This window comes from Streptomyces sp. NPDC052020, from assembly GCF_040680575.1.
GTDB lineage: Bacteria > Actinomycetota > Actinomycetes > Streptomycetales > Streptomycetaceae > Streptomyces.
Genome location: NZ_JBFAWY010000024.1, coordinates 18610 through 39521, shown reverse-complemented (window position 1 = coordinate 39521; position 20912 = coordinate 18610). Strand labels below are relative to the sequence as shown.

At 73.4% G+C, this 20912-nt stretch carries 15 protein-coding genes; 6 read left to right on the top strand and 9 right to left on the bottom strand.

The features are described 5' to 3' along the window. The first annotated feature begins 32 nt into the window (after positions 1-32). On the top strand, positions 33-713 hold the full coding sequence (locus AB0L74_RS23445; protein WP_365655584.1) for a hypothetical protein: 681 nt from the start codon (positions 33-35) through the stop codon (positions 711-713). Positions 714-770: 57 nt separating this feature from the next. Here AB0L74_RS23445 and AB0L74_RS23440 read toward each other — a convergent pair whose 3' ends face one another. Both AB0L74_RS23440 and AB0L74_RS23435 read right to left on the bottom strand, forming a co-directional pair. Next, positions 771-1514, bottom strand: a complete 744-nt coding sequence (locus AB0L74_RS23440) for a GNAT family N-acetyltransferase (protein ID WP_365655581.1) — start codon at positions 1512-1514, stop codon at positions 771-773. Positions 1515-1689: 175 nt separating this feature from the next. Next, complete coding sequence (locus AB0L74_RS23435) at positions 1690-2382, bottom strand: HNH endonuclease family protein (protein WP_365655578.1); 693 nt, start codon at positions 2380-2382, stop codon at positions 1690-1692. Positions 2383-2570: 188 nt separating this feature from the next. Here AB0L74_RS23435 and AB0L74_RS23430 point away from each other — a divergent pair, with 188 nt between their 5' ends. Continuing rightward, positions 2571-2750, top strand: a complete 180-nt coding sequence (locus tag AB0L74_RS23430; RefSeq protein WP_365655575.1) for an antitoxin — start codon at positions 2571-2573, stop codon at positions 2748-2750. A 119-nt stretch (positions 2751-2869) separates the two neighbouring features. Here the strand turns inward: AB0L74_RS23430 and mfd are convergent, their stop codons facing one another. The 3 genes from mfd to AB0L74_RS23415 form a co-directional block, all read right to left on the bottom strand. Next, positions 2870-6403: a transcription-repair coupling factor gene (gene mfd / locus AB0L74_RS23425; RefSeq protein WP_365655573.1), complete on the bottom strand. Its 3534-nt coding sequence runs from the start codon at positions 6401-6403 to the stop codon at positions 2870-2872. 332 nt (positions 6404-6735) lie between these two features. Then, positions 6736-9300: an FtsX-like permease family protein gene (locus AB0L74_RS23420; RefSeq protein ID WP_365655570.1), complete on the bottom strand. Its 2565-nt coding sequence runs from the start codon at positions 9298-9300 to the stop codon at positions 6736-6738. After that, positions 9297-10085 carry an ABC transporter ATP-binding protein gene (locus AB0L74_RS23415; RefSeq protein ID WP_365655567.1) on the bottom strand — a complete coding sequence of 263 codons (789 nt, stop codon included), beginning with the start codon at positions 10083-10085 and terminating at the stop codon, positions 9297-9299. Before AB0L74_RS23415 ends, AB0L74_RS23420 begins: the two co-directional genes overlap by 4 nt. A gap of 626 nt (positions 10086-10711) precedes the next feature. Here AB0L74_RS23415 and AB0L74_RS23410 point away from each other — a divergent pair. Further along, positions 10712-12208 (top strand): MFS transporter, encoded by a 1497-nt coding sequence (locus AB0L74_RS23410; RefSeq protein WP_365655564.1) that lies wholly within the window; start codon positions 10712-10714, stop codon positions 12206-12208. Positions 12209-12334: 126 nt separating this feature from the next. Here AB0L74_RS23410 and AB0L74_RS23405 read toward each other — a convergent pair whose 3' ends face one another. From AB0L74_RS23405 to AB0L74_RS23395, 3 genes are all read right to left on the bottom strand, one after another. After that, complete coding sequence (locus AB0L74_RS23405) at positions 12335-13219, bottom strand: cellulose-binding protein (protein WP_365655562.1); 885 nt, start codon at positions 13217-13219, stop codon at positions 12335-12337. Between the two features lie 214 nt (positions 13220-13433). Further along, positions 13434-16013 carry an SUKH-4 family immunity protein gene (locus AB0L74_RS23400; RefSeq protein WP_365655559.1) on the bottom strand — a complete coding sequence of 860 codons (2580 nt, stop codon included), beginning with the start codon at positions 16011-16013 and terminating at the stop codon, positions 13434-13436. A 7-nt stretch (positions 16014-16020) separates the two neighbouring features. Further along, positions 16021-17064, bottom strand: coding sequence for an SMI1/KNR4 family protein (locus AB0L74_RS23395; protein ID WP_365655556.1), 1044 nt, complete (start codon positions 17062-17064; stop codon positions 16021-16023). Positions 17065-17419: 355 nt separating this feature from the next. Here AB0L74_RS23395 and AB0L74_RS23390 point away from each other — a divergent pair, with 355 nt between their 5' ends. Together AB0L74_RS23390 and AB0L74_RS23385 are read left to right on the top strand one after the other, a co-directional pair. Beyond that, positions 17420-17959, top strand: coding sequence for a YwqJ-related putative deaminase (locus AB0L74_RS23390; protein ID WP_365655553.1), 540 nt, complete (start codon positions 17420-17422; stop codon positions 17957-17959). Positions 17960-18014: 55 nt separating this feature from the next. Continuing rightward, a complete protein-coding gene (locus tag AB0L74_RS23385; RefSeq protein ID WP_365655550.1) occupies positions 18015-18509 on the top strand; it encodes an SUKH-3 domain-containing protein in 495 nt (164 codons plus the stop codon). Positions 18510-18557: 48 nt separating this feature from the next. Here AB0L74_RS23385 and AB0L74_RS23380 read toward each other — a convergent pair whose 3' ends face one another. Next, positions 18558-19868, bottom strand: coding sequence for a histidine kinase (locus AB0L74_RS23380; protein WP_365655547.1), 1311 nt, complete (start codon positions 19866-19868; stop codon positions 18558-18560). A 166-nt stretch (positions 19869-20034) separates the two neighbouring features. Here AB0L74_RS23380 and AB0L74_RS23375 point away from each other — a divergent pair, with 166 nt between their 5' ends. Beyond that, positions 20035-20907, top strand: a complete 873-nt coding sequence (locus AB0L74_RS23375) for a hypothetical protein (RefSeq protein WP_365655544.1) — start codon at positions 20035-20037, stop codon at positions 20905-20907. The last annotated feature ends 5 nt before the right edge of the window (positions 20908-20912 follow it).

The following is a 20912-nucleotide window of genomic DNA, read 5'->3' as shown; positions in this document are numbered from 1 at the left end:
CGGCGGTTTCCGCATCGGGAGGGGACGCAGGCATGGGCATGAAGGGCAAGGTCGCGCTGGGCGCCGTCGTGGGGATCGTCGTCATCGGCGCCGTGTCGGCGAACGCGGGCGGCGGAGACGGCGGCGGCTCGGACAGCGGCAAGGGCACGTCGGCCTCCGCGCAGGGGAAGACGGGCGGCGAGAAGGACGCGGACCAGGCGGCCGACGAGAAGAAGGCCGCCTTCGAGGGGAACGGCGACTTCCAGGTCGGCACGGACGTCAAGCCGGGCACCTATCGCACCACCGGCAACACCGACGGGATGTGCTACTGGGAGCGGGCCAAGGACGCCTCCGGCGAGCTGGACTCCCTGCTGGCCAACGACAACGTCAGCGGGACCGGTTACGTCACGGTCAAGCCCACCGACAAGATCTTCAAGTCGAGCGGCTGCGGCGACTGGGAGGCCGTCGACCCGCAGGCGAAGGGCACCCCCGCCGCGACGATGGCCGGGGACGGCGGCATGTTCCGGATCGGCGCCGACATCGCGCCGGGCACCTACAAGTCCACGGGCAACACCGACGACTCCTGCTACTGGGAGCGCGCCAAGGACGCCGGCCACTCGATCGACTCGATCATCGCGAACGACAACGTCTCCGGTACGGCGGTCGTCAGGATCAGTCCCTCGGACGCGTACTTCAAGACGACCGGCTGCCAGGACTGGAAGAAGACCGGCTGACCGCCCCGGCCCGGCATGGGCGGGCGGGGAGGCCCGGAGGGCCGGGGAGGGCCGGGACTACAGGGTGTGCCGCATCCACACGTTGGGTTCGACGTAGACGGCGTACCCGTGGTCGGGTTCGCAGCGCACCGGCACCAGCGCGCCGGGCACCTCGACCTCCCCGGGGGCATCGAAAGGCAGCCCGGTCCACTCGCGCCACTGCTCCAGCGAGCCGGACACGGTCATGGACGCCGGAGCGATGGAGTCGACGGTGGCACCGGCCCGGGCGTGGACGCGCAGCCAGGGGTCATGGGGCAGCCCGTCGGGACGGACGCGGCGCACGTACTCGTGCATCGGCGTCCGGGGTTCGAGGTGCTTGGCGCTGGGCCGGACCGGGGCGACGACCTCCCGGAAGCCGAGGGCGCGGGCGTTGTCCCGCAGGGCGGCGACGAGGAGGGCGGACAGACCGCGGCCCTGGACGCGCGGCGCCACGGTGACCGACACGGCGCTGACGGTGTCCGGGCGCACGCCGCGGCGCAGGTCGCCGAAGGCCCAGTCGAGCACCTCGTCCCAGCCGCGGGCGGGCAGTGAGCCGCGGCCTTCGGCACCGAGGGCGAAGGGCACGCTGTGGGCGTGGGCGACGACCTCTCCCCGCTCATCCTCGGCGAAGAGCACGTATTCGGGCAGTTCGGCGGAGATCCGCGGGTAGTGCGCGCTGCCCATCAGGTCCTCGATCACGAACTGCGGCCAGTCGTCGGCCATGGTGAGGATCCGCTCACGCATGCCGGGCCGTTCGGCGAGGGTCGATATCTTCGGCTTCATACAGCCACCCTAGGCAGCGGGACCCGGCGGCCGAACCGCCCGACCACGGGCCCGGCTCCCCGGCGTACCGCTGCCGCCCGGACCCGGCTGAGGCTCCCCCGGCGCACGGTCCCGCCCCGGTACCCCCTGCCGTCCCGGTGGTGCCCGGGCCCGGCGCCGGGACGTGCCGGCGGGTTCAGTCCGCGTGGAACCGCTCGGGGGCCCGGGTCGGGTTGCCGCCCTCGGGGAGCGGCTGGTCCGGGCAGCGGGCGAGCACTCTCTTCATCGCGGCCTTCTCGGCGGCGGTGACCCACAGCCCGTACTTCTTCTTCACGGCGACCTGGGCGGCGACGTACGGGCAGCGGTACGCCTTGTCGGGCGGCAGCCAGGTCGCGGTGTCGCCGTCCCCCTTGGCGCGGTTGGCGCCCGCGTCGACGGCGAGCAGGTTGAGCGGGTCGTTGGCCAGGGCGACCCGCTGGGCGGCGTCCCACCGCTGGGCGCCCTTCTGCCACGCGTCGGACAGGGCGACGACGTGGTCGATGTCCACCCGGCTGCGCCCTCGGATGAAGGCGATCCGGCGGCCGGTGTACGGGTCGGGCTCCAGCACCCCGGAGGCCACCTTGCAGCGGCCGTCGCCGAACTTCACGTCCTCCAGATCGCGTCGGAGGATGTCGTCACGGGTGTCGCACCGGTTGGCGTCGGTGTCGGCCCACGGCGTGCCGAACTTGTCGCGGTCGTACCCCGTCCTGGGCGCGCGTCCCTTCACGGTCAGCGAGTCGACGGCCGCGAGGGCCGTTCCCGTCCGCGCGGTGCTCTCCGGCCCGCCGCCCCCGGTGGTCCCCTCGGTGCAACCGGCCACCGTGAGCAGCGCCACCGCCACGGCGGTCACCGCCCCACCCCTCCTCCGACACCTCACGGTGCGCCCTCCCTCGCCTGCCCGCTGATCCACTGTCTCCGGCCCTGCCGCCTGCCGCAACGGTAGCCGCCGGGAGGTCCAGACCACATCGGAAGAAATCCGGCATTCCTCCACCATTCGGCGTATCGTCGGTGGAGGACCACCTCCGGAAGGAGTCGCGCATGGGCATCTTCGACAAGCTGAAGAACAAGGTGTCGCCGGACAAGGCCAAGGGCATGTCCGACGCTGCGGAGAAGCAGGTCAACGAGAGGACCGGCCACAAGTACGAGGACCAGGTCGACACCGCTCAGCAGAAGATAGAGGGACGGTTCGGTGATCGCGACCGGCCCGAGCGGCCGTAGGGCCTCAGACCCAGCAGGTCACGCACCACACGCAACACACCAAGCACCGAAGCACCGAATCCGCCCGCGCGACGATCGCGCGGGCGGATTCGGTGTTTCACGTGGAACCAGGACCGCGCCTACACGTCCAGCACCGACGTCAGGAACTCGCCCACCCACGCGAGCAGTTCCCGCCCGACCAGCGGCTTGCCGCCGACCTTCGCGGTCTTCGGACGCGGTACGAGGACCTGATGCGCCGTCGGCTTGAGGACGCTGCCCGGGTACAGCCGCTTGAGCCGCAGCTCCTGCGACTCGCGCAACTCCACCGGCGCGAACCGGATGTTGGTGCCCTGGAGCACGACCTCGCCCACGCCGCAGGCGCGCGCCAGCATGCGCAGGCCCGCCACCAGCAGCAGGTTCTCCACCGGCTCCGGCAGCTTGCCGTAGCGGTCGGCCAGTTCCTCCCGTACGGCCTTGATGTCCTCCTCGGTGTTGGCGGAGGCGATGGCCCGGTACGCCTGGAGCCGCAGCCGCTCGCCGGGGGCGTAGTCGTGCGGGACGTGCGCGTCGACGGGCAGCTCGATCTTGACCTCCAGCGGCTGCTCCTCCTCGGCCTCACCCGTCTCCAGCTGCCGCCGGTAGTCCGCGACCGCCTCGCCGACCATCCGCACGTACAGGTCGAAGCCGACCCCCGCGATGTGGCCGGACTGCTCGCCGCCGAGCAGGTTGCCCGCGCCGCGGATCTCCAGGTCCTTCATCGCCACGTACATGCCCGCGCCCATCTCGGTGTGCTGGGCGATGGTGGCGAGCCGCTCGTGCGCGGTCTCGGTCAGCGGCTTCTCCGGCGGGTAGAGGAAGTAGGCGTAACCGCGCTCGCGGCCACGGCCGACCCGGCCGCGCAGCTGGTGCAGCTGGGAGAGGCCGAAGGTGTCGCCGCGCTCCACGATCAGGGTGTTGGCGTTGGAGATGTCGATGCCGGACTCCACGATGGTCGTCGAGACCAGCACGTCGAACTTCTTCTCCCAGAAGTCGACGACGACCTGTTCCAGGGCCTGCTCCGACATCTGGCCGTGGGCGGTGGCGATGCGGGCCTCGGGGACGATGTCCCGCAGGCGGGCGGCGGCGCGGTCGATGGACTCCACCCGGTTGTGGATGTAGAAGACCTGGCCCTCGCGCAGCAGCTCACGGCGGATCGCCGCGCCGATCTGCTTCTCCTCGTACGGCCCGACGAAGGTGAGCACCGGGTGCCGCTCCTCCGGCGGGGTGGTGATCGTCGACATCTCGCGGATGCCGGTGACCGCCATCTCCAGCGTGCGGGGAATGGGAGTGGCGGACATGGTGAGCACGTCGACGTTGGCACGGAGCTTCTTCAGCTGCTCCTTGTGCTCCACGCCGAAGCGCTGCTCCTCGTCGACGATGACCAGGCCGAGGTCCTTGAACTTGGTCTCCGAGGAGAACAGGCGGTGGGTGCCGATGACGACGTCCACCGAGCCGTCGCGCAGCCCTTCCAGGACGGCCTTGGCCTCGGTGTCGGTCTGGAAGCGGGACAGCGCCCTGACGTTCACCGGGAACTGGGCGTAGCGCTCGGAGAACGTCCCGTAGTGCTGCTGCACCAGGAGGGTGGTGGGCACCAGGACGGCCACCTGCTTGCCGTCCTGCACGGCCTTGAAGGCGGCCCGCACCGCGATCTCGGTCTTGCCGTAGCCGACGTCACCGCAGATCAGGCGGTCCATCGGGACCGTCTTCTCCATGTCCTCCTTGACCTCGGCGATGGTGGTGAGCTGGTCGGGCGTCTCCGCGTAGGGGAAGGCGTCCTCCAGCTCCCGCTGCCAGGGGGTGTCCGGCGCGAAGGAGTGGCCGGGGGCGGCCATGCGGGCGCTGTACAGCTTGATCAGGTCGGCGGCGATCTCCTTGACGGCCTTCTTGGCCCGCGCCTTGGTCTTGGTCCAGTCGGCGCCGCCCAGGCGGTGGAGGGTGGGCGCCTCGCCGCCGACGTACTTGGTGATCTGCTCCAGCTGGTCGGTGGGGATGTAGAGGCGGTCGCCGGGCTGGCCGCGCTTGGCGGGGGCGTACTCCACGACCAGGTACTCGCGGGTGGCGCCCTGCACGGTCCGCTGCACCATCTCGATGTAGCGGCCCACGCCGTGCTGCTCGTGGACGATGTAGTCGCCCGGCTCCAGGGTGAGCGGGTCGATGGTCTTGCGGCGCCGGGCGGGCATCCGGGTGCCGTCGCGGCCGGCGGTCTTCTGGCCGGTCAGGTCGGTCTCGGTCAGGACGGCCAGCTTGAGCACGGGGTCGACGAAGCCGTGGTCGATGCAGCCGCAGGCCACGTGCACGAGGGAGGGGCTCACCTCGCCGAGGTCCGCGTCCAGGCGGGCCGCGATGCCCTCGCCGCCGAGCACCTCGACCGTGCGGGCGGCGGGGCCGTGGCCCTCGGTGACGAAGACCGTGCGCCAGCCGTCGGCGAGCCAGCCCTTGGTGTCGGCGAGCGCCTTGGCGGTGTCGCCCCGGTAGGTGTCGGGGGCGTGCATCCCCAGCTTCAGGGTGTCGGTGCCGAGTTCCTCGTCGGCGGCGAACGGCGACACCGACCACCACATCATGTCCAGCTCGCGGGCCCGCTCCCGTACGTCGGCGATGGACCACAGGGAGGCCGCGCCGACGTCGATGGGCGCCTCGCCGCCTCCGGCGGTGGCCGCCCAGGACGCCTGGAGGAACTCCTGGCTGGTCGCCACCAGGTCGGCGGCCCGGGTCCGGACCCGCTCGGGGTCGCAGACGACGGCCATGGCGCCCTTGGGCAGCACGTCGAGCAGCAGTTCCATGTCGTCGACCAGGACCGGCGCGAGGGACTCCATGCCCTCCACCGCGATCCCCTCGGCGATCTTGCCGAGCAGTTCTCCCAGCTCCGGGTGGTCTTCCGCCAGGGCCCGGGCCCGCTCCCGCACCTCGTCGGTGAGCAGCAGCTCGCGGCAGGGCGGCGCCCACAGCCCGTGCTCGGCGACCTCCAGGGAGCGCTGGTCGGCGACCTTGAAGTAGCGGATCTCCTCGACGTCGTCGCCCCAGAACTCGATGCGCAGGGGGTGCTCCTCGGTGGGCGGGAACACGTCGAGGATGCCGCCTCGTACGGCGAACTCGCCGCGCTTCTCCACCAGCTCCACGCGCGCGTACGCGGCGGCGGCCAGGGCTTCGACGACCTCGTTCAGGTCGGCGCTCTGCCCGGTGCGCAGCGCCACCGGCTCCAGGTCACCCAGGCCCTTGACCTGCGGCTGGAGCACGGACCGCACGGGGGCGACGACGACGGAGACCGGGCCGGTCTCGGGGTCGTCGGGGCGGGGGTGGGCGAGCCGGCGCAAGACGGCCAGGCGGCGGCCGACGGTGTCGCTGCGGGGGCTGAGCCGCTCGTGCGGGAGGGTCTCCCAGGAGGGGTACTCCGCCACGCCCTCGGGCGGCAGCAGCGAGCGCAGGGCGGCGGCGAGGTCCTCCGCCTCCCGGCCGGTCGCCGTCACGGCGAGCACCGGGCGGCCCGTCTCGCGGGCGAGGGCGGCGACCGCGAAGGGGCGGGCCGCCGGGGGGCCGACCAGATCGACGTGCGGGCGGCTGCCGTCGGCGGCCGCCGTGATCGCTTCCGCGAGGGCGGCGTCCTTGACGACGGCGTCGAGCAGACCGTGCAGGCTCATGGAGGGGCGCTTTCCGTCCGGGGGGTGGACAACACGACGGGCCCGACACGCGCCGCGGGCCGGGGGTGTCCAGCGTACGACTCCGCACCGGCGTGCGCCGGGCCTGTGGACAACGCCACCCCGGTCCACCCGGGGGCCGGGGTGGCGCCGGGACGTTCCGACGCGCCGTCCCGACCGGCCCCGGCCACCGGTCCGCGCCCCGGTCCCGTTGGCCGCCGGGGCCGCCGGGAGCCGAGCCGCTTCGGCGCCGGCCCTGCCGCCGCCCCGGAACGGCCCGGTGCCGAGAAGCCCCCCGTGGCTTCTCGGCACCGGTCTGTCCCCGCCCGCGCCGGTCACTCCGTCGCGATCGCGTTCAGCACGTTCATCCGGCCCGCCCGGAAGGCCGGGATCAGTGCCGCGAACAGGCCCACGAACGCCGATCCGACGAACACGCCGATGATGGTCGGCCAGGGGATGTCGAGGACGTTCAGGCCCTCCAGGGCGAGCAGCTTCTGCGCGGTGGTGCCCCAGCCCAGGCCCAGCCCCAGACCCAGCAGGGCACCGAAGAGGGCGATCACCACGGACTCCAGGCGGATCATGCGGCGCAGCTGGCGGCGGGAGAGTCCGATCGCCCGCATCAGGCCGATCTCACGGGTCCGCTCCACCACCGACAGGGCCAGGGTGTTCACCACGCCCAGGACCGCCACGATGATCGCCAGGGCGAGCAGGCCGTAGACCAGGTTCAGCAACTGGCCGATCTGGTCCTTCAGCTCCTGCTTGTAGTCGGTCTGGTCCCGGACCTGGTACTGCGGGTACGGGTCGAGCGCCTTCTTCAGCGCCGCGTACGCCTGCTCCTCCTGGCCCTCCCGGGCCGTGGCGAACATGATCGTGTTCGACGGGACCTTGTCGGCCGGGAGGTACTTCCGCATCGTCGCGATGCTGATGTAACGGGCGCCCTGGTCGATGGCGGTGTCGTCGTCGGTGATGGCGGCGACCTTCAGCTTCGCCGTCGCACCGCCCTTGAACGCGACGGTGACGGTGTCGCCGACGCGCACGCCGTGCTTCTCGGCGTAGTCCGAGCCGACCGACATCGCGTCCGTGCCGTAGGCGTCCGCCAGGGAGCCGGCGGTCGTCGGGCGCCGCAGGTCCTGGGCGTAGGTCGGGTCGGCGGCCGTGATGCCGCTGTCGTCCTTCGCCCCGTCGGGGGCGGTCAGCGTGGCGTCGAGGGTCTTGTACCGGGTGACGTGCTCCAGGCCCGGGGTGTCCTTCATCGCCCGCTCGGCCTGCGGGACGATCCGCTGGCCGCCCTGGACGATGAAGTCGGCGCCGACCGACTTGTCCAGCTCGCCGGTGGCCGAGGCGACCATGGAGGAGCCGACCACCGACAGGCAGGCCACCAGCGCCAGGCCGATCATCAGGGCCGCGCCGGTGGCGCCGGTGCGGCGGGGGTTGCGCAGGGCGTTGCGCTCGGCCATGCGGCCCACCGGCCCGAAGGCCCGCAGCAGCACCGCGCTGATCACCCGCACGACCCCGCCCGCCAGCAGCGGGCCGACGACGACGAAGCCGATCAGGGACAGCACCACGCCCGCGCCCAGCAGCAGCGCGCCGTCCCCGGCCTTCTCGGCCGTGCCCGCCGTGTACAGGGCCAGGGCGCCCGCCCCGGTGAGGATCAGGCCGGCGGCGGCGCGGATCCGGCCGGCCTTGCCGTCGGCCGGGGTACCGGCGTCGCGCAGGGCGGCCATCGGGGAGACCTTCCCGGCGCGGCGGGCCGGCAGATAGGCGGCCAGGACGGTGACCACGACGCCCAGGAGCACGCCGGCCACCGGGGTGGTCGCCTTCACGGTGAGGTCGTCGGTGGACAGGTTCATGCCCGCGGCCGTCATCACCCGCATCAGGCCGATGGCGATACCGACCCCGGCCGCGACGCCGAGGACCGAGCCCACGATGCCGAGGAACAGCGCCTCGACCAGCACCGAGCGGTTGACCTGGCGGCGGGAGGAGCCGATCGCCCGCATCAGGCCGATCTCGCGGGTGCGCTGGGCGACCAGCATCGAGAAGGTGTTGATGATCAGGAAGATGCCGACGAGGAACGCGATCCCGGCGAAGCCGAGCATGGCGTACTTGATGACGTCCAGGAACTCGCCGACGTCCTTGCGGTTCTCGTCAGCGGTCTCCGCGGCCGTCTGGATCTTGTAGGTGCCGTCCAGGGCCCGCGTGACGTTCCCCTTGAGCTCCGCGTCCGAGACACCGGCCGCGGCGGTGACGAGGAGGTGGGTGAACCGCCCGGTGCCGCCGAGCAGTTCGCGCTGGGCGGTGGCCGTGTCGAAGTAGACGATGGCCGCGCCGGGGTTGGTCACCTTGAAGGCGGCGATACCGACGATCCGCGCCTTGATGTCGCCGGTCTGCGCGATGGCGCGCAGTTCGTCACCGAGCTTCAGGCCGTGCTTGTCGGCGGTGTCGGCGTCGACCATCACCTCGGTCGGGCCGCGCGGGGCGTGCCCGGAGGTGATCTCCATCGACTTCAGTTCGTTCTTCGTCCAGTTGCCGGCGATCGTCGGAGCGCCGCTGCTCGCGCCCACGTTGTCGTTGCCGCTGTCGACGACGGTCACGTTCGTCGACGTGACGCCGCCCTCCGCGGACTCGACGCCCTCGGCGGACCGGGCCTTCTCCAGCAGGGAGGCGGGAAGGGACTGCGGGACACCGCTCTGCGGTGTCTCCGCGCTCTTGGCGTCCTTCGGGGCGACGGTGACGTCGGAGGCGGTGACGGCGAAGAGCTTGTCGAACGTCGTGTTCATGGTGTCGGTGAACACCAGCGTGCCGCTGACGAACGCCACCGACAGCAGCACCGCCACCACCGACAGCGCCATACGGCCCTTGTGCGCGAAGAAGTTGCGCAGCGAGGTCTTCAGCACGGTCATGACGTCCGCCCCCGGGCGTCGAAGTCCTTCATGCGGTCCAGGACCTGCTCGGCGGTGGGCTGGTGCATCTCGTCGACGATGCGGCCGTCGGCGAGATACAGCACCCGGTCCGCGTAGGAGGCGGCCACCGGGTCGTGGGTGACCATCACGATGGTCTGGCCCAGTTCGTCGACCGACCGGCGCAGGAAGCCCAGCACCTCGGCGCCGGCGCGGGAGTCGAGGTTGCCGGTGGGCTCGTCCCCGAAGATGATCTCGGGCCGGGCGGCGAGCGCCCGCGCCACGGCGACGCGCTGCTGCTGACCGCCGGACAGCTGGGTCGGCCGGTGCTTGAGCCGCCCGGCGAGCCCCACGGTGTCCACGACCCGCGCGAGCCACTCCCGGTCCGGCTTGCGGCCCGCTATGTCCATGGGCAGCGTGATGTTCTCGATCGCGTTCAGGGTCGGCAGCAGGTTGAACGCCTGGAAGATGAACCCGATCCGGTCCCGGCGCAGCCGGGTGAGCTTCTTGTCCTTCAGGCCGGTGATCTCGGTCTCGTCCAGGTGTATCCGCCCGCTGGTGACGGTGTCGAGGCCGGCCAGGCAGTGCATCAGCGTGGACTTGCCGGACCCCGAGGGGCCCATGATCGCGGTGAACTGGCCGCGGGCGATGTCCACGTCCACGTGGTCGAGGGCGACGACCCGGGTCTCCCCGGACCCGTACGCCTTCACGACCTGCCGCGCCCGCGCGGCAACGGCCGTACGCCCTCCAGTGCTCCCGTGCCTGGGAATGGTTACGGCCGTTGTCATGGCAAGTCTCCTATATCGGATATGAATGGCGCGTCGTGTGACGCGCGCCCGCGAACGAATCGGGTACGGTCCCGCCGGCCGGCCGCCGGCCGGTTCTCCCGGCTGGCGGATGGCCGGTTCCGTGAAGCGGTTGCCGACGTGGTCCCGCCGGCCGGTCCTGTCAAAGCGGTCGCCACTGCTGCCCGAACCGGTCTCACGCCGGGCCCCGAGAGCCGGCCCGGTGCAGCGGCCGTCCCGCGAAGTGGCCCCGCGAAGTGGTTCGTCGATGAGTCTGCCGCCCGAACGCGGCCCGGCGCGCTGGTGTTCAGCGCACTCTTTCCCTGAGGAAAACCCCACCCCCACTGCTGCGGTCCACCACCCCCCGGCGGCGTAAGGCCAGATTAAGGACGGCGCACACCCCGTCTCGTCCTACGGCGGTACGAACCCTCCCCGAGCCGTAGTACGGAGGTACCCCTAGGGGCAGTCCCCCCTCCGGCGGAGCACGCCTAGGGGGCGGTCTCCCTCTTCGGGCGCACCCGGGGTCCACCCTCCCGCCGCGGCGGGTCAGGTGGGAAGCTGACCCGGCAGTTAGCTGCACAGGGAAAGCAGAACGGCACAGGGACCAAGGGAACAAGGGGAGAACCCGGGTGGACAGCACCAGACCGGCGATACGCGACACCGAACGGCCCACCACGGCACACCGGCGCGGCGCGGTGGTCGCCGCGCTGATGCTGTCGATGGCGCTGGCGGCCCTGGACTCCACCATCGTCTCCACCGCCGTCCCGCAGATCGTCGGCGACCTCGGCGGGTTCTCCGTCTTCTCCTGGCTGTTCTCCGGCTATCTGCTGGCCGTCACCGTCACCCTGCCCGTCTACGGCAAGCTCTCCGACACCTTCGGCCGCAAACCGGTCCTGGTCGCGGGCGCCGCCCTCTTCCTCCTCGGCTCCCTGCTGTGCGCGCTGGCCTGGAACATGGCCGCCCTCATCGCCTTCCGCGTCGTCCAGGGCCTGGGCGGCGGTGCCCTTCAGGGCACGGTGCAGACCCTCGCCGCCGACCTGTACCCCCTGGAGGAACGCCCTAAGATCCAGGCCAGGCTGTCGACCGTGTGGGCGGTGTCCGCGGTGGCGGGCCCCGGACTGGGCGGCGTCCTGGCCGCGTACGCCGACTGGCGCTGGATCTTCCTGGTCAACCTGCCCATCGGGGCCGTCGCGCTGTGGCTGATCGTGCGCCACCTGCGCGAGCCGCAGCGGGAGCCGTCCGGCGTCCGTCCCCGCGTCGACTGGGCGGGCGCGCTGGCGGTCTTCGCCTGCGGCGGCGCCCTGCTCACCGCGCTGGTGCAGGGCGGAGTGGCCTGGCCGTGGCTGTCGCCGCCCTCCCTGGCGCTGTTCGGTACGGGACTGCTCCTGCTCGTCGCCGTGGTGGTGATCGAACGCCGGGCGGCGGAGCCGATCATCCCCGGCTGGGTGTGGCGGCGCCGCACCATCGCCGCGGTCAACCTCGCGCTCGGCGCGCTCGGCCTGCTGATGGTGGCGCCGACGGTCTTCCTGCCGACCTACGCCCAGTCGGTGCTGGGCCTCGCGCCCGTCGCGGCCGGTTTCGTGCTGTCGGTATGGACGCTGAGCTGGCCGGTGTCGGCGGCGCTGAGCCAGCACGTGTACCGCAGGATCGGCTTCCGCAACACCGCGATGCTCGGCATCGGCGCGGCCACGCTGATCCTCTTCGCCTTCCCCTTCCTCCCCTACCCCGGCGAACCCTGGCAGCCGGCCCTGCTGATGCTGGTGCTCGGCGCCGCGCTCGGCCTGTTCCAGCTCCCGCTCATCGTCGGCGTGCAGTCGACGGTGGTGTGGTCCGAGCGGGGCACGGCGACCGCCTCCGTCCTCTTCTGCCGGCAGACCGGCCAGACCGTCGGCGCGGCCGCCTTCGGCGCGATCGCCAACGGCGTGCTGGCCGCCCGGCTCGGCGGCTCCGGCGACCTCGACTCCGTCACCCGGGCCCTGGACGCGGGCATCGCCCCCGAAGCGACCCGGCGCGCCATCGCCGACGCCGTCCACGCCGTCTACCTGGGAGCGGCGGGCGCGGCCGCCCTGGCGTTCCTGGTGCTGCTGGTGCTGGCGCCACGCGTCTTCCCGGTGCTCAAGGACTGACTGTCAGGACTCACCGCCAGGGGTCACGCCCGCCGAAGCCGAAGCCGAAGCGGACGCCGACGCGACGCCGCCGACGCGGCGCCGCCGACGCGGCGCGGTCCGCCCGCGCGGGCGGGCCGCCGCGGGTCACTCCGCCACCTGCGCCGAGAGCGCGTTCAGCCGACTGCGCGCCTGGTCCATCTGGGCCTGTACGGCGTCCCAGTGCTCCCCGTGCTCGCGGAGCACCCGCTCCGTCTCGCTCGCGATGCGCTCCTCGTGCACCCGCGCCCCGGCGATCACCTCCGCCGCCCGGGCCCGCGCCTCCTCCTGCCGGCGCCGGGCCTCCGTCCGCGCGCCGGACAGGTCCCGCTCCGCCTCGGCGAGCGCGTCCTCGGCCCGCTTCAGGAGCTCCGCGTGACGCTTCTTCAGGGCCGCCGCCCGCTCCGCCTCGGCCCGCTCCTCGTCCGCCCACCGCTGAGCGTGCTCCTGCGCCTGGCCGGCGAGCGTCTCCGAGGCGCGCCGCCGCGCCTCCCGCAGGACCGACAGCGCCTCGCGGCGGCTCTCCCGCACCGCGCGCCGGGCCGCGACGCGGATCCCGGCGGCCTCGGTGCGTGCCGCGAGCAGCCGCTGCCGGCCGTGTTCGTCGGCCTCGGCGCGTACGGTGTCGGCGTACACCTGCGCGGACTTGCGCACACCGGCCGCGTGCGCCCGCGCCTCCTCCATCGTGCGCTCCGCCGCACGCCGCGCGCCCTCTCCGAGCGCCGCGGCCTCCTCGCGCGCGAGCCGGAAGAGGCGCCGCGCACGCTCCCCCAGCGTCTCGTACGTCTGCGGCGTAAGCCGTGCCACCTCCTCCCGCAGCCGGCTCACCTCCGCGTCCATCTCCCGGGCGAGCACGGTCAGCCGGGCCGCCCGCTCCCAGGCGGTGTCCCGCTCCGCGAAGAGGGCGGTGGCGCAGGCGTCGACCTGCTCGGGGCGGTAGCCGCGCCCCCGTACGGCCACAAAGCCGTGGGGCGATCCGGATGCGCTGCTCATGCGCACATCTTGAAGGATCAGACGTAAGTGACATAATCCGACACTCCGTACATATGGCACGATGCGTCGACTCAGCGCCCCCAGGGCGGCACCGCCTCGCCCGCGACACCGAGGGGCCCGGCCCGCGTGCGACACCGCGGGGCCGGGCCCGGTCGGTGTCGCACGACCGGGCCGGGCCCCTCGCTTCCCGCCGGTCGCCGTCAGCGGACCCGGGTCACAGCAGCCCGTCCCACATCTGCTCCAGCAGCACCGACCACCAGCTCTCCGGCGACCCCAGCGCCGCCGGGTCCAGGGCGGCGAGCTGGGCCTGGAAGTCGACGGTCCAGCGGCCCGCCTGCTCCTGGTTCAGCCCGTACCTCAGCCGCCACATCCGGCCCAGCAACGCCAGGCAGCGCGCGAACTCCGGCAGCCCCGTGTTCACGAACTGCGGCGGCACCGGCGCACCGCCCGCACCCGCCTCCACCGGCACCGCGACGATGTGCGCCGTGCCGTACTGCACACAGATCGCCTTGCCGAAGTCGCTGCCCACGACGAGGTACGAGCCCGCGTCCGAGGCCGGCCGCACACCCCGCTCGGCCGCCAGCTCGGCCAGCGTCGGCACCGGACGGCCTGGCTGGGCCTGCGCCCAGAAGAACGGGCCCATGTCCACCGGCAGTCCCGCCACCACCAGGGTGTGCGCCACGACCGGCGGCACGCCCTGCCGGTCCACCGCGGCCTGCTCGAACCGGAACAGCCCCGGCCCGAACGCCCCCGCCAGCTCCTGCGCGACCGCCTCCGGCGGCACCGGCGGCACCGCCCGCACCGGCGGCAGCGGCGCCCGCACCGGAGCCGGGCGCGCCGGACCGTCGGCCACCTGGTGCAACTCCCCCTGGTGGGCCAGCAGTTGCCGCATACCCTGCTGCCGGCTCGCGTGATCCGTGCCGTAGGGCGCGATGGACGCGAGCCGCGCCTGCGGCCACTGCTCCCGGATCATCCGGGCGCAGTACGCCCCCGGCAGCTCGCACGGCTCCAGCTCCGTGTGCAGCTCCAGCACCTGGTCCGGCGGCACGTTCATCGCGCGCAGCTCGTGGAAGATCTGCCACTCCGGGTGCGGCATGCCCGGCGCCGAACGCCGGATCAGCTGCTGCTCGGAACCGTCCTGCGCCCGGTAGCGCAGCACGGCCTGATAACCGGGGCCGACGGTCGGCAGGCCGGTGGGCTGCTGCGGATAGCCGTACGCCGGGGGCCGGCCGGGCACGGGCCCGCCGGGCGGCGGCACCGCGCCGGGCGGCATGGGCGCGGGAACACCGTGTCCGGCGGGCGCACCCGGGACCTGCGGCGCGGGGGGCGTACCCGGAGCCGAGGGCGGCAGCGGCGCCCCCGGCGCCGGGGGCATCCCCGGCCCCGGCTGCGGAAGGGGCATCCCGGGAGCCGGCGGAGGCGCGCCCGGGCCCGGCAGCGGCGCGCCCGGCACCGGCGGCGACGGCGGCGCGCCCGGTACCGCTGGCGGAAGCGGCGTGCCCGGAGCCGAGGGGGGAGCAGGAGGCGTGCCCGGCCCGCCGAACGGAGGTGTACCGGGCCCGGCGGCCGGGGCGGCTCCGGGCGTGCCCGGAGCGCCGAGAACGCCCGGAGCGCCGGGAACGCCTGGGGCACCGGGCACGCCCGGAGCGCCGGGACCCCCAGGCATGCCGGGACCACCGGACGACTGCCGGTCCCCCGGCGGCGGCACAGGCGCCCCCGGACCACCGGGACCACCGGGCATACCGGGACCCCCAGGCATGCCAGGACCACCGGACGACTGCGGGACCCCCGGCGGCGGCACAGGCGCCCCGGAAGGAACCGGCGGAACAGGTGGAGCCGGCGGCGGCACAGCCCCCTGCCCGCCAGGAGCCATCTGCGGCCCCGGAGGCCCAAGAGGCCCGGCGGGCCGCGGGACGCCGCCCGTGCGGCCGGGGTCGCCCGGCACCGGCGCGACGTGGTGGGCCCCCTCCGCCTCCGCAGACGTACCGTCCGGGATCCCCGGCCAGGCGCCCGGCGACTCCGGCGTGCCCGCGACGGCCGCGCCCGGCGGAGGCGACGCCGGAGCCCCGGCCCCGGCACCCTGCCCCGATCCGTACGGAGGCGTCCCCGGACCGGAGCCGCGGGAAGGCGTCCCCCGCGTCCCCCGCCCGGCCGGCGGCCGAGGCGCACCCCGCGGGGGCACCTCCGGCTCCGGGTCGTCACCGGCTTCCCCCGAAGGGGGTGCGGACACGGTCTCGGGAAGCGGTACGGAACGGTCGTCCCCGGCGTCCGCGCTGGTGTCCGTCCCGGTCCAGGGCGTCGCCCCGGCCGGGACACCCGGCGCTCCCGAGACACCGCCGTCCGCCCCCGTGGGCCCCGGCCGCGGCGCGGGCGGGGACGACGGGGCACCGCCCCCCGCACCGGCACCCCGCCGATCCGCCCCGCCCATCCGGTCGGCCGCCTCCTGCAACCACTCCGGCGGAGTCAGCAGGAACGACGTCTGATTCAGGTCGACGCGCGCCGCGGGCCCCGGCGCCGGCTCGTCCACCGGGTCCGGACGGCCGTACTCCTCCTCGTACCGGCGGATCACCTCACCCACCGGCAGCGCGGGCCACAGCGTCGCCTCACCGCTGTCCCGTGCGATCACCAGCCGCTGCGCGCCCCCGTCCGAAGGCGGCCCGTCCGCCCGGTCCTCCGGCCACACCACGAACCCGAGCTCGAACTCCCGCACCCGCACCTCACGGTGCCGGTACGACGGCACATCGCCGTTGATCCACTCCTCGGCGCGCTCCTGCGCCTGCGCGAACGTCACCATCGCCAGCTCACTCCCCGACCGGGGCCGCCGCGGCCACGGCGGGCCCCGTAGGGGACACCACGCGCGCGAAGCCCCCGTCCACCATCAGATTCGCCACCGTCTCCAGCTCCGGCGGCGAACCCGCCAACCGCGACAGAAAGGCGTCGAAGTCCTCCCCGCACGGCAGCAGCAGCCGCTCCGCCCGCTCCGCCGGCGTCCACGACGGATCCACGTCCCGCGCGTCGTCGTACGCGCAGAACCACACGGAACCGATCCGGTCACCCTTCACCTTCACCGCCAGCAACCCGCCCTGGACGAAGGCCACACCCAGGTAATCCTTGGTCAGATGGTCCCGCAGGCACTTGTTGACGTAGACCAGATCGTTGACGGCCGCCTCGTCCCGCACCGTGAAAAACGGCTGGTCCAGCAGCAGCCCCAGCTCCGCGTCGAGCGCCGTCCCCACCGGCGCGCACCCGCCCGCCGCCTTCAGGAACGACCGGTACGCGCCCGGCAGCCGGTACCCGAGATCCTCCTCGACCCCCTGCACCTGCGACTCCGTCACCGCCACACCCGACTTCGGCAGCCCGAAGTGCGCCGGACGCGTCTCCTGCAACGGACGCGTCCCCCGCTTGCCCTGGTCGACGCCGGCGGTCGCGATCCCCCCGTGGTGCCGCAGCAGCGCCTTCACCTCGACCGGAACCAGCTCCAGCCGCCGCGTACCCGCCACGTGATGCCACGTCCAGCCGTGCGGCGTCGCCACCGTCGGCACCGTGTCCCACAACTCGTGCCCCGCCGCCGACAGCGCCGCGTTCGCCGACACGTAGTCCGTCAGCCGCAACTCGTCGACACCGAAACCCGCCGGCGGCTCCGCGATCTCCACCACCGCCCGGGCATACGGCGAGAAATCGGGATAACCACGCTCGTCCACCCGCACCCCCCGGGGATGACGGGCCGCCCTGACCGGATCCGGGAAACGCACGACCTGCCCGGCGTAGGCCGCGTTCGGCGGCACGGCTTGTCCCCCGGCCTGGGAGCCGGGAGCAGCCCCCAGCCCGAGCCGACCTGTCGTCATGGCGGTTGCCCCCTGCGGCATTCCGTACGACCCGCAGGGCCACCCGAGGCACACTACGGTCCGTATCGACTGTCACGTCCAGCTGACTGACCGGCGGACCGCCCCACCGGACGTCCCGCCACCCCGCCGGCCACACCCCTCACGGCACGGCCCACGGTGCCGAACAGCCTATGCGGTACGACGACACCGGTCACCGGCACCGGCCGCCCACCCCCTCCGCCCCCGTGACCGGACGTCACCCCAGCGTGACGGCACGCTCGAACACCCGCGTGTCACCCGGCCCCAGCTTCCCCACCAGCCACGCCATTTGGCACTCTGTGACCTCCGGGGGGATGCTCAGGAGGGGATGACGATCATGAGCGTGACGCAGACGGACCCACACTCGGGCCCGCACACCAGCCGGCCCGGCGACCCCCGGACCGGCGACCCGCGCGTCGGCTGGAGCGCCACCGACGCCCCCCGCACCCCCACCCTCCGGCACCGCCGCGACGGCATACTCCCCACCATCGCCGCCGCCCTCTCCGTCCGCGGCACCACCCTCACCGGCACCGCCGCCCGCGGCGACACACCCCCCGCCCTCCACCCCCTCGTCCAGGACTTCCTCGACACCCTCACCAGCGGCCAGCGCGACCGCTTCACCGGCCGCTGCGCCGAAACCCTCCTCATCTCCCGGCACCTCACCACCGCCGACGCCGCCCGCAGCAAACGCGCCAGCCGCAGACCCATGACCAACGGCGAAGCCCGCAAAGCCCTCAAACACGCCAAACTCACCGCCCGCCGCATCCGCGAGGAAGGCGACCCCCTCCACGGCAGCTTCGCCGACCCCTGCCGCGCCTGCACCGCCCTCAGCGCCCACTTCGGCGTCCGCATCGTCGACCCCGCAGCCGGCACCTGACCACCCCGCCCGCCCCCGGGAACCACCCCACCCCCGCACGACGAACGAAGGGCAGATGCACACCGACCGCACCCCGACCACCCGCTTCCCCGCCCCCGTGGACGCCGCCCTGCGCACCGCCGGCTGGCACCCCGGACGCTGGGACATCAAACAGGCCGAGATCTGGGCCGACACCCTGCGCGGCCACACCTCACCCGCCGGCCACCGCCACACCGTCTTCCCCGCCGCCGTGGAAGCCTGGGCCGAATTCGGCGGCCTCACCATCACCCCCACCGGACCCGGCCGCCAGATCGCCCCCGCCACCGTCCACCTCGACCCCCTGCACGGCCTCCACCTGGCCCGCACCCTCGGCGACCTCGGCCGCGCCCTCGGCACCGAGGTCTGCCCCCTCGGCTGCGAAACCGACACCCAGGCCCTGCTCGCCATCGACGCCGAAGGCCGCGTCTACGGCCTGGACCACACCGGCGACTGGTACCTCGGCCCCGACATCGACCACGCCCTGAACGCCCTCGTCACCGGCATCCAGCCCGTACGCCTCACCGCCGGCTGACCCCACCGGGCCCACCCCGCCCCCGGGGGCCCGCCCCGCCCCCGCGCCCTACGACTCCGGGATCACCGCCGACACCCGGAAACCCCCCGCCTCCGTCGGCCCCGACACGAACACCCCGCCCAGCGCGACCACCCGCTCCCTCATCCCCACCAGGCCGTTCCCACCCGACGGCAACCGCGCCGACGACGCCGACGACCCCTCCGGCGGCGGCTCGTTCTCCACCTGCATCGCGATCTCCGACGCCCGGTACGCCAACCGCACATGCGTCTTCGCCCCCGCCGCGTGCTTGTGCACGTTGGTCAGCGCCTCCTGCACCACCCGGAACGCCGTCTGCTCCACCTCCGCCGCACACGAACGCGGCTCACCCTCCACGGACAGATCCACGGCCATCCCCGCCGCCGCCGACTGCCCGACCAGCTCCTCCAGCTCCGCCAGACACGGACCGCCCTCCTCCGCGGCCGCCCGCGACGCCGCCGCGGCAGCCGCCGCCCCCACCGCCGCCAACGGCGCCGCCGACACCGCCCGCTCCCGGCGCTCCACCCCACCGCTGCGCAGCACCCCGAGCATCTCCCGCAACTCGGTCAGCGCCTGCCGCCCCATGTCCCCCACCAGCGCCGCGTTCCGCACCGCCTTCTCCGGGTCCTTCCGCGCCACCGCCTGCAACGCCGCCGCGTGCACCACCATCAGACTCACCCGGTGCGCGACCACGTCGTGCATCTCCCGCGCGATCCGCGTCCGCTCCTCGTTCCTGGCCCACTCGGCCCGCTCCTCGGCCCGCTCCGCCAGCAACTGAAGCTCCCGCTCCAGGCTGTCCGCCCGCTCCCGCAGGCTCTCCATCAGCCGCCGCCGCGCCCCCACGTACATCCCGAGCAGCACCGGAGGCGCGGTCAGCCCCAGCGACGCCGTGATCGACGCGAACGGCACGAACCAGTCCCCGAGATCCAGATCCCCCCGCGCCATGTCCTGCCGCAACCGCACGAACATCACGATCAGCGTGCCCACCAGCGACATCCCGGCCAGCGCGCCGATGATCCGGCGCGGCAGCTCCGAGGCCGCCAGCGTGTACAGACCGACGATGCCCATCAGGGAACCCATCTGGGCCGGCGTGATCGCGATCGCCACCAGCACCACGGCGATCGGCCACTGCCGCCGCACCAGCAGCACCGAGCCGGCCAGCAGACCGAACACCACCCCCGCCGCCACCGGGATCCCCGCGTCCCGGGCGAACGGAACCCCCTCCACCGCGCACTCCAGCGCGGACACCGCGGCCAGCCCCGCGTCGAGCACGGCCCCCCGCCGCCTCACCCACCACCACGGCCCTCCCCGGGCCGGCACGTGGTTCTCCCCCGTCGTGGTCATGGCTCCAGCCTACGGGCGCCGGGTGCGGCTTTTCCGGCGAGTTTCCCCCACCGGACCACCACGGTCCGTGACCCCTCCGTCAGCGAAACGAACCCATTTCCCCCGAACTGTTGAACCAAACACCGTTCGATCCCGGATTCCACCATTCCGCCCGGACGGTGTACGCATGGCACGTGCAACCGGCAAATACGCCGACTTCGAGGGACTGCGGAAGCAGGCGGTGGCCCTGCGCCGGGCGGGCTACAGCCTCCGCCAAATCCGCGACGAGCTGAAGATCTTCAACAACGACATCCTCAACCAGCTCCTCAAGGGCGAGCCGCCGCCCCAGTGGACGAAGCGCCCGAACGCCAAGGACGACCTGCGGGAGAGGGCCCGGGAGCTGCGCCTCCAGGGCTGGACCTACGACCGGATCGAGGCGGAGCTGGGCTGCTCCCGCAGCTCGGTCTCGCTGTGGGTGCGGGATCTGCCCCGCCCGGAGCGCAGGCGCACCCCCGGGCAAGCCGCCACCATCGCACGTCGGGGCTGGGAGGCGAGGCTGCGCGTTCGCGAGGAGGAGCGCGAGCGCGCGAAGAAGGCCGCCAGGACGGCGGTCGGCGGGCTCTCGCCCCGCGAGCTCTTCCTCCTGGGGGTGGGCCTGTACTGGGCCGAGGGCGGCAAGGACAGGCCGTACGCCCGCCGGGAGTCCGTCGCCTTCGTCAACAGCGACCCCGACATGATCCGGGTCTTCCTGGCCTGGCTGGACCTGCTGGGCGTGGGGCGAGAGCGCCTGCGGTTCACCGTGATGATCCACGAGTCCGCCGATGTGGCCGGTGCCGAGCGGTACTGGGCCGCACTCGTCGGCGCGGACCGGTCCGCCTTCAACAAGACGACGCTCAAGCGGCACAACCCCAGGACGGTCCGGAAGAACGTCGGTGACTCCTACCGCGGCTGCCTGGTCGTCAAAGTCCTGAAGGGAGCCGATTTGTACCGTCGCATCGAAGGCTCCTGGTACGGCATAGTGGAGTCCGTGCGTGAGGCCGATCACCAAAATCGGGCATAGCGCAC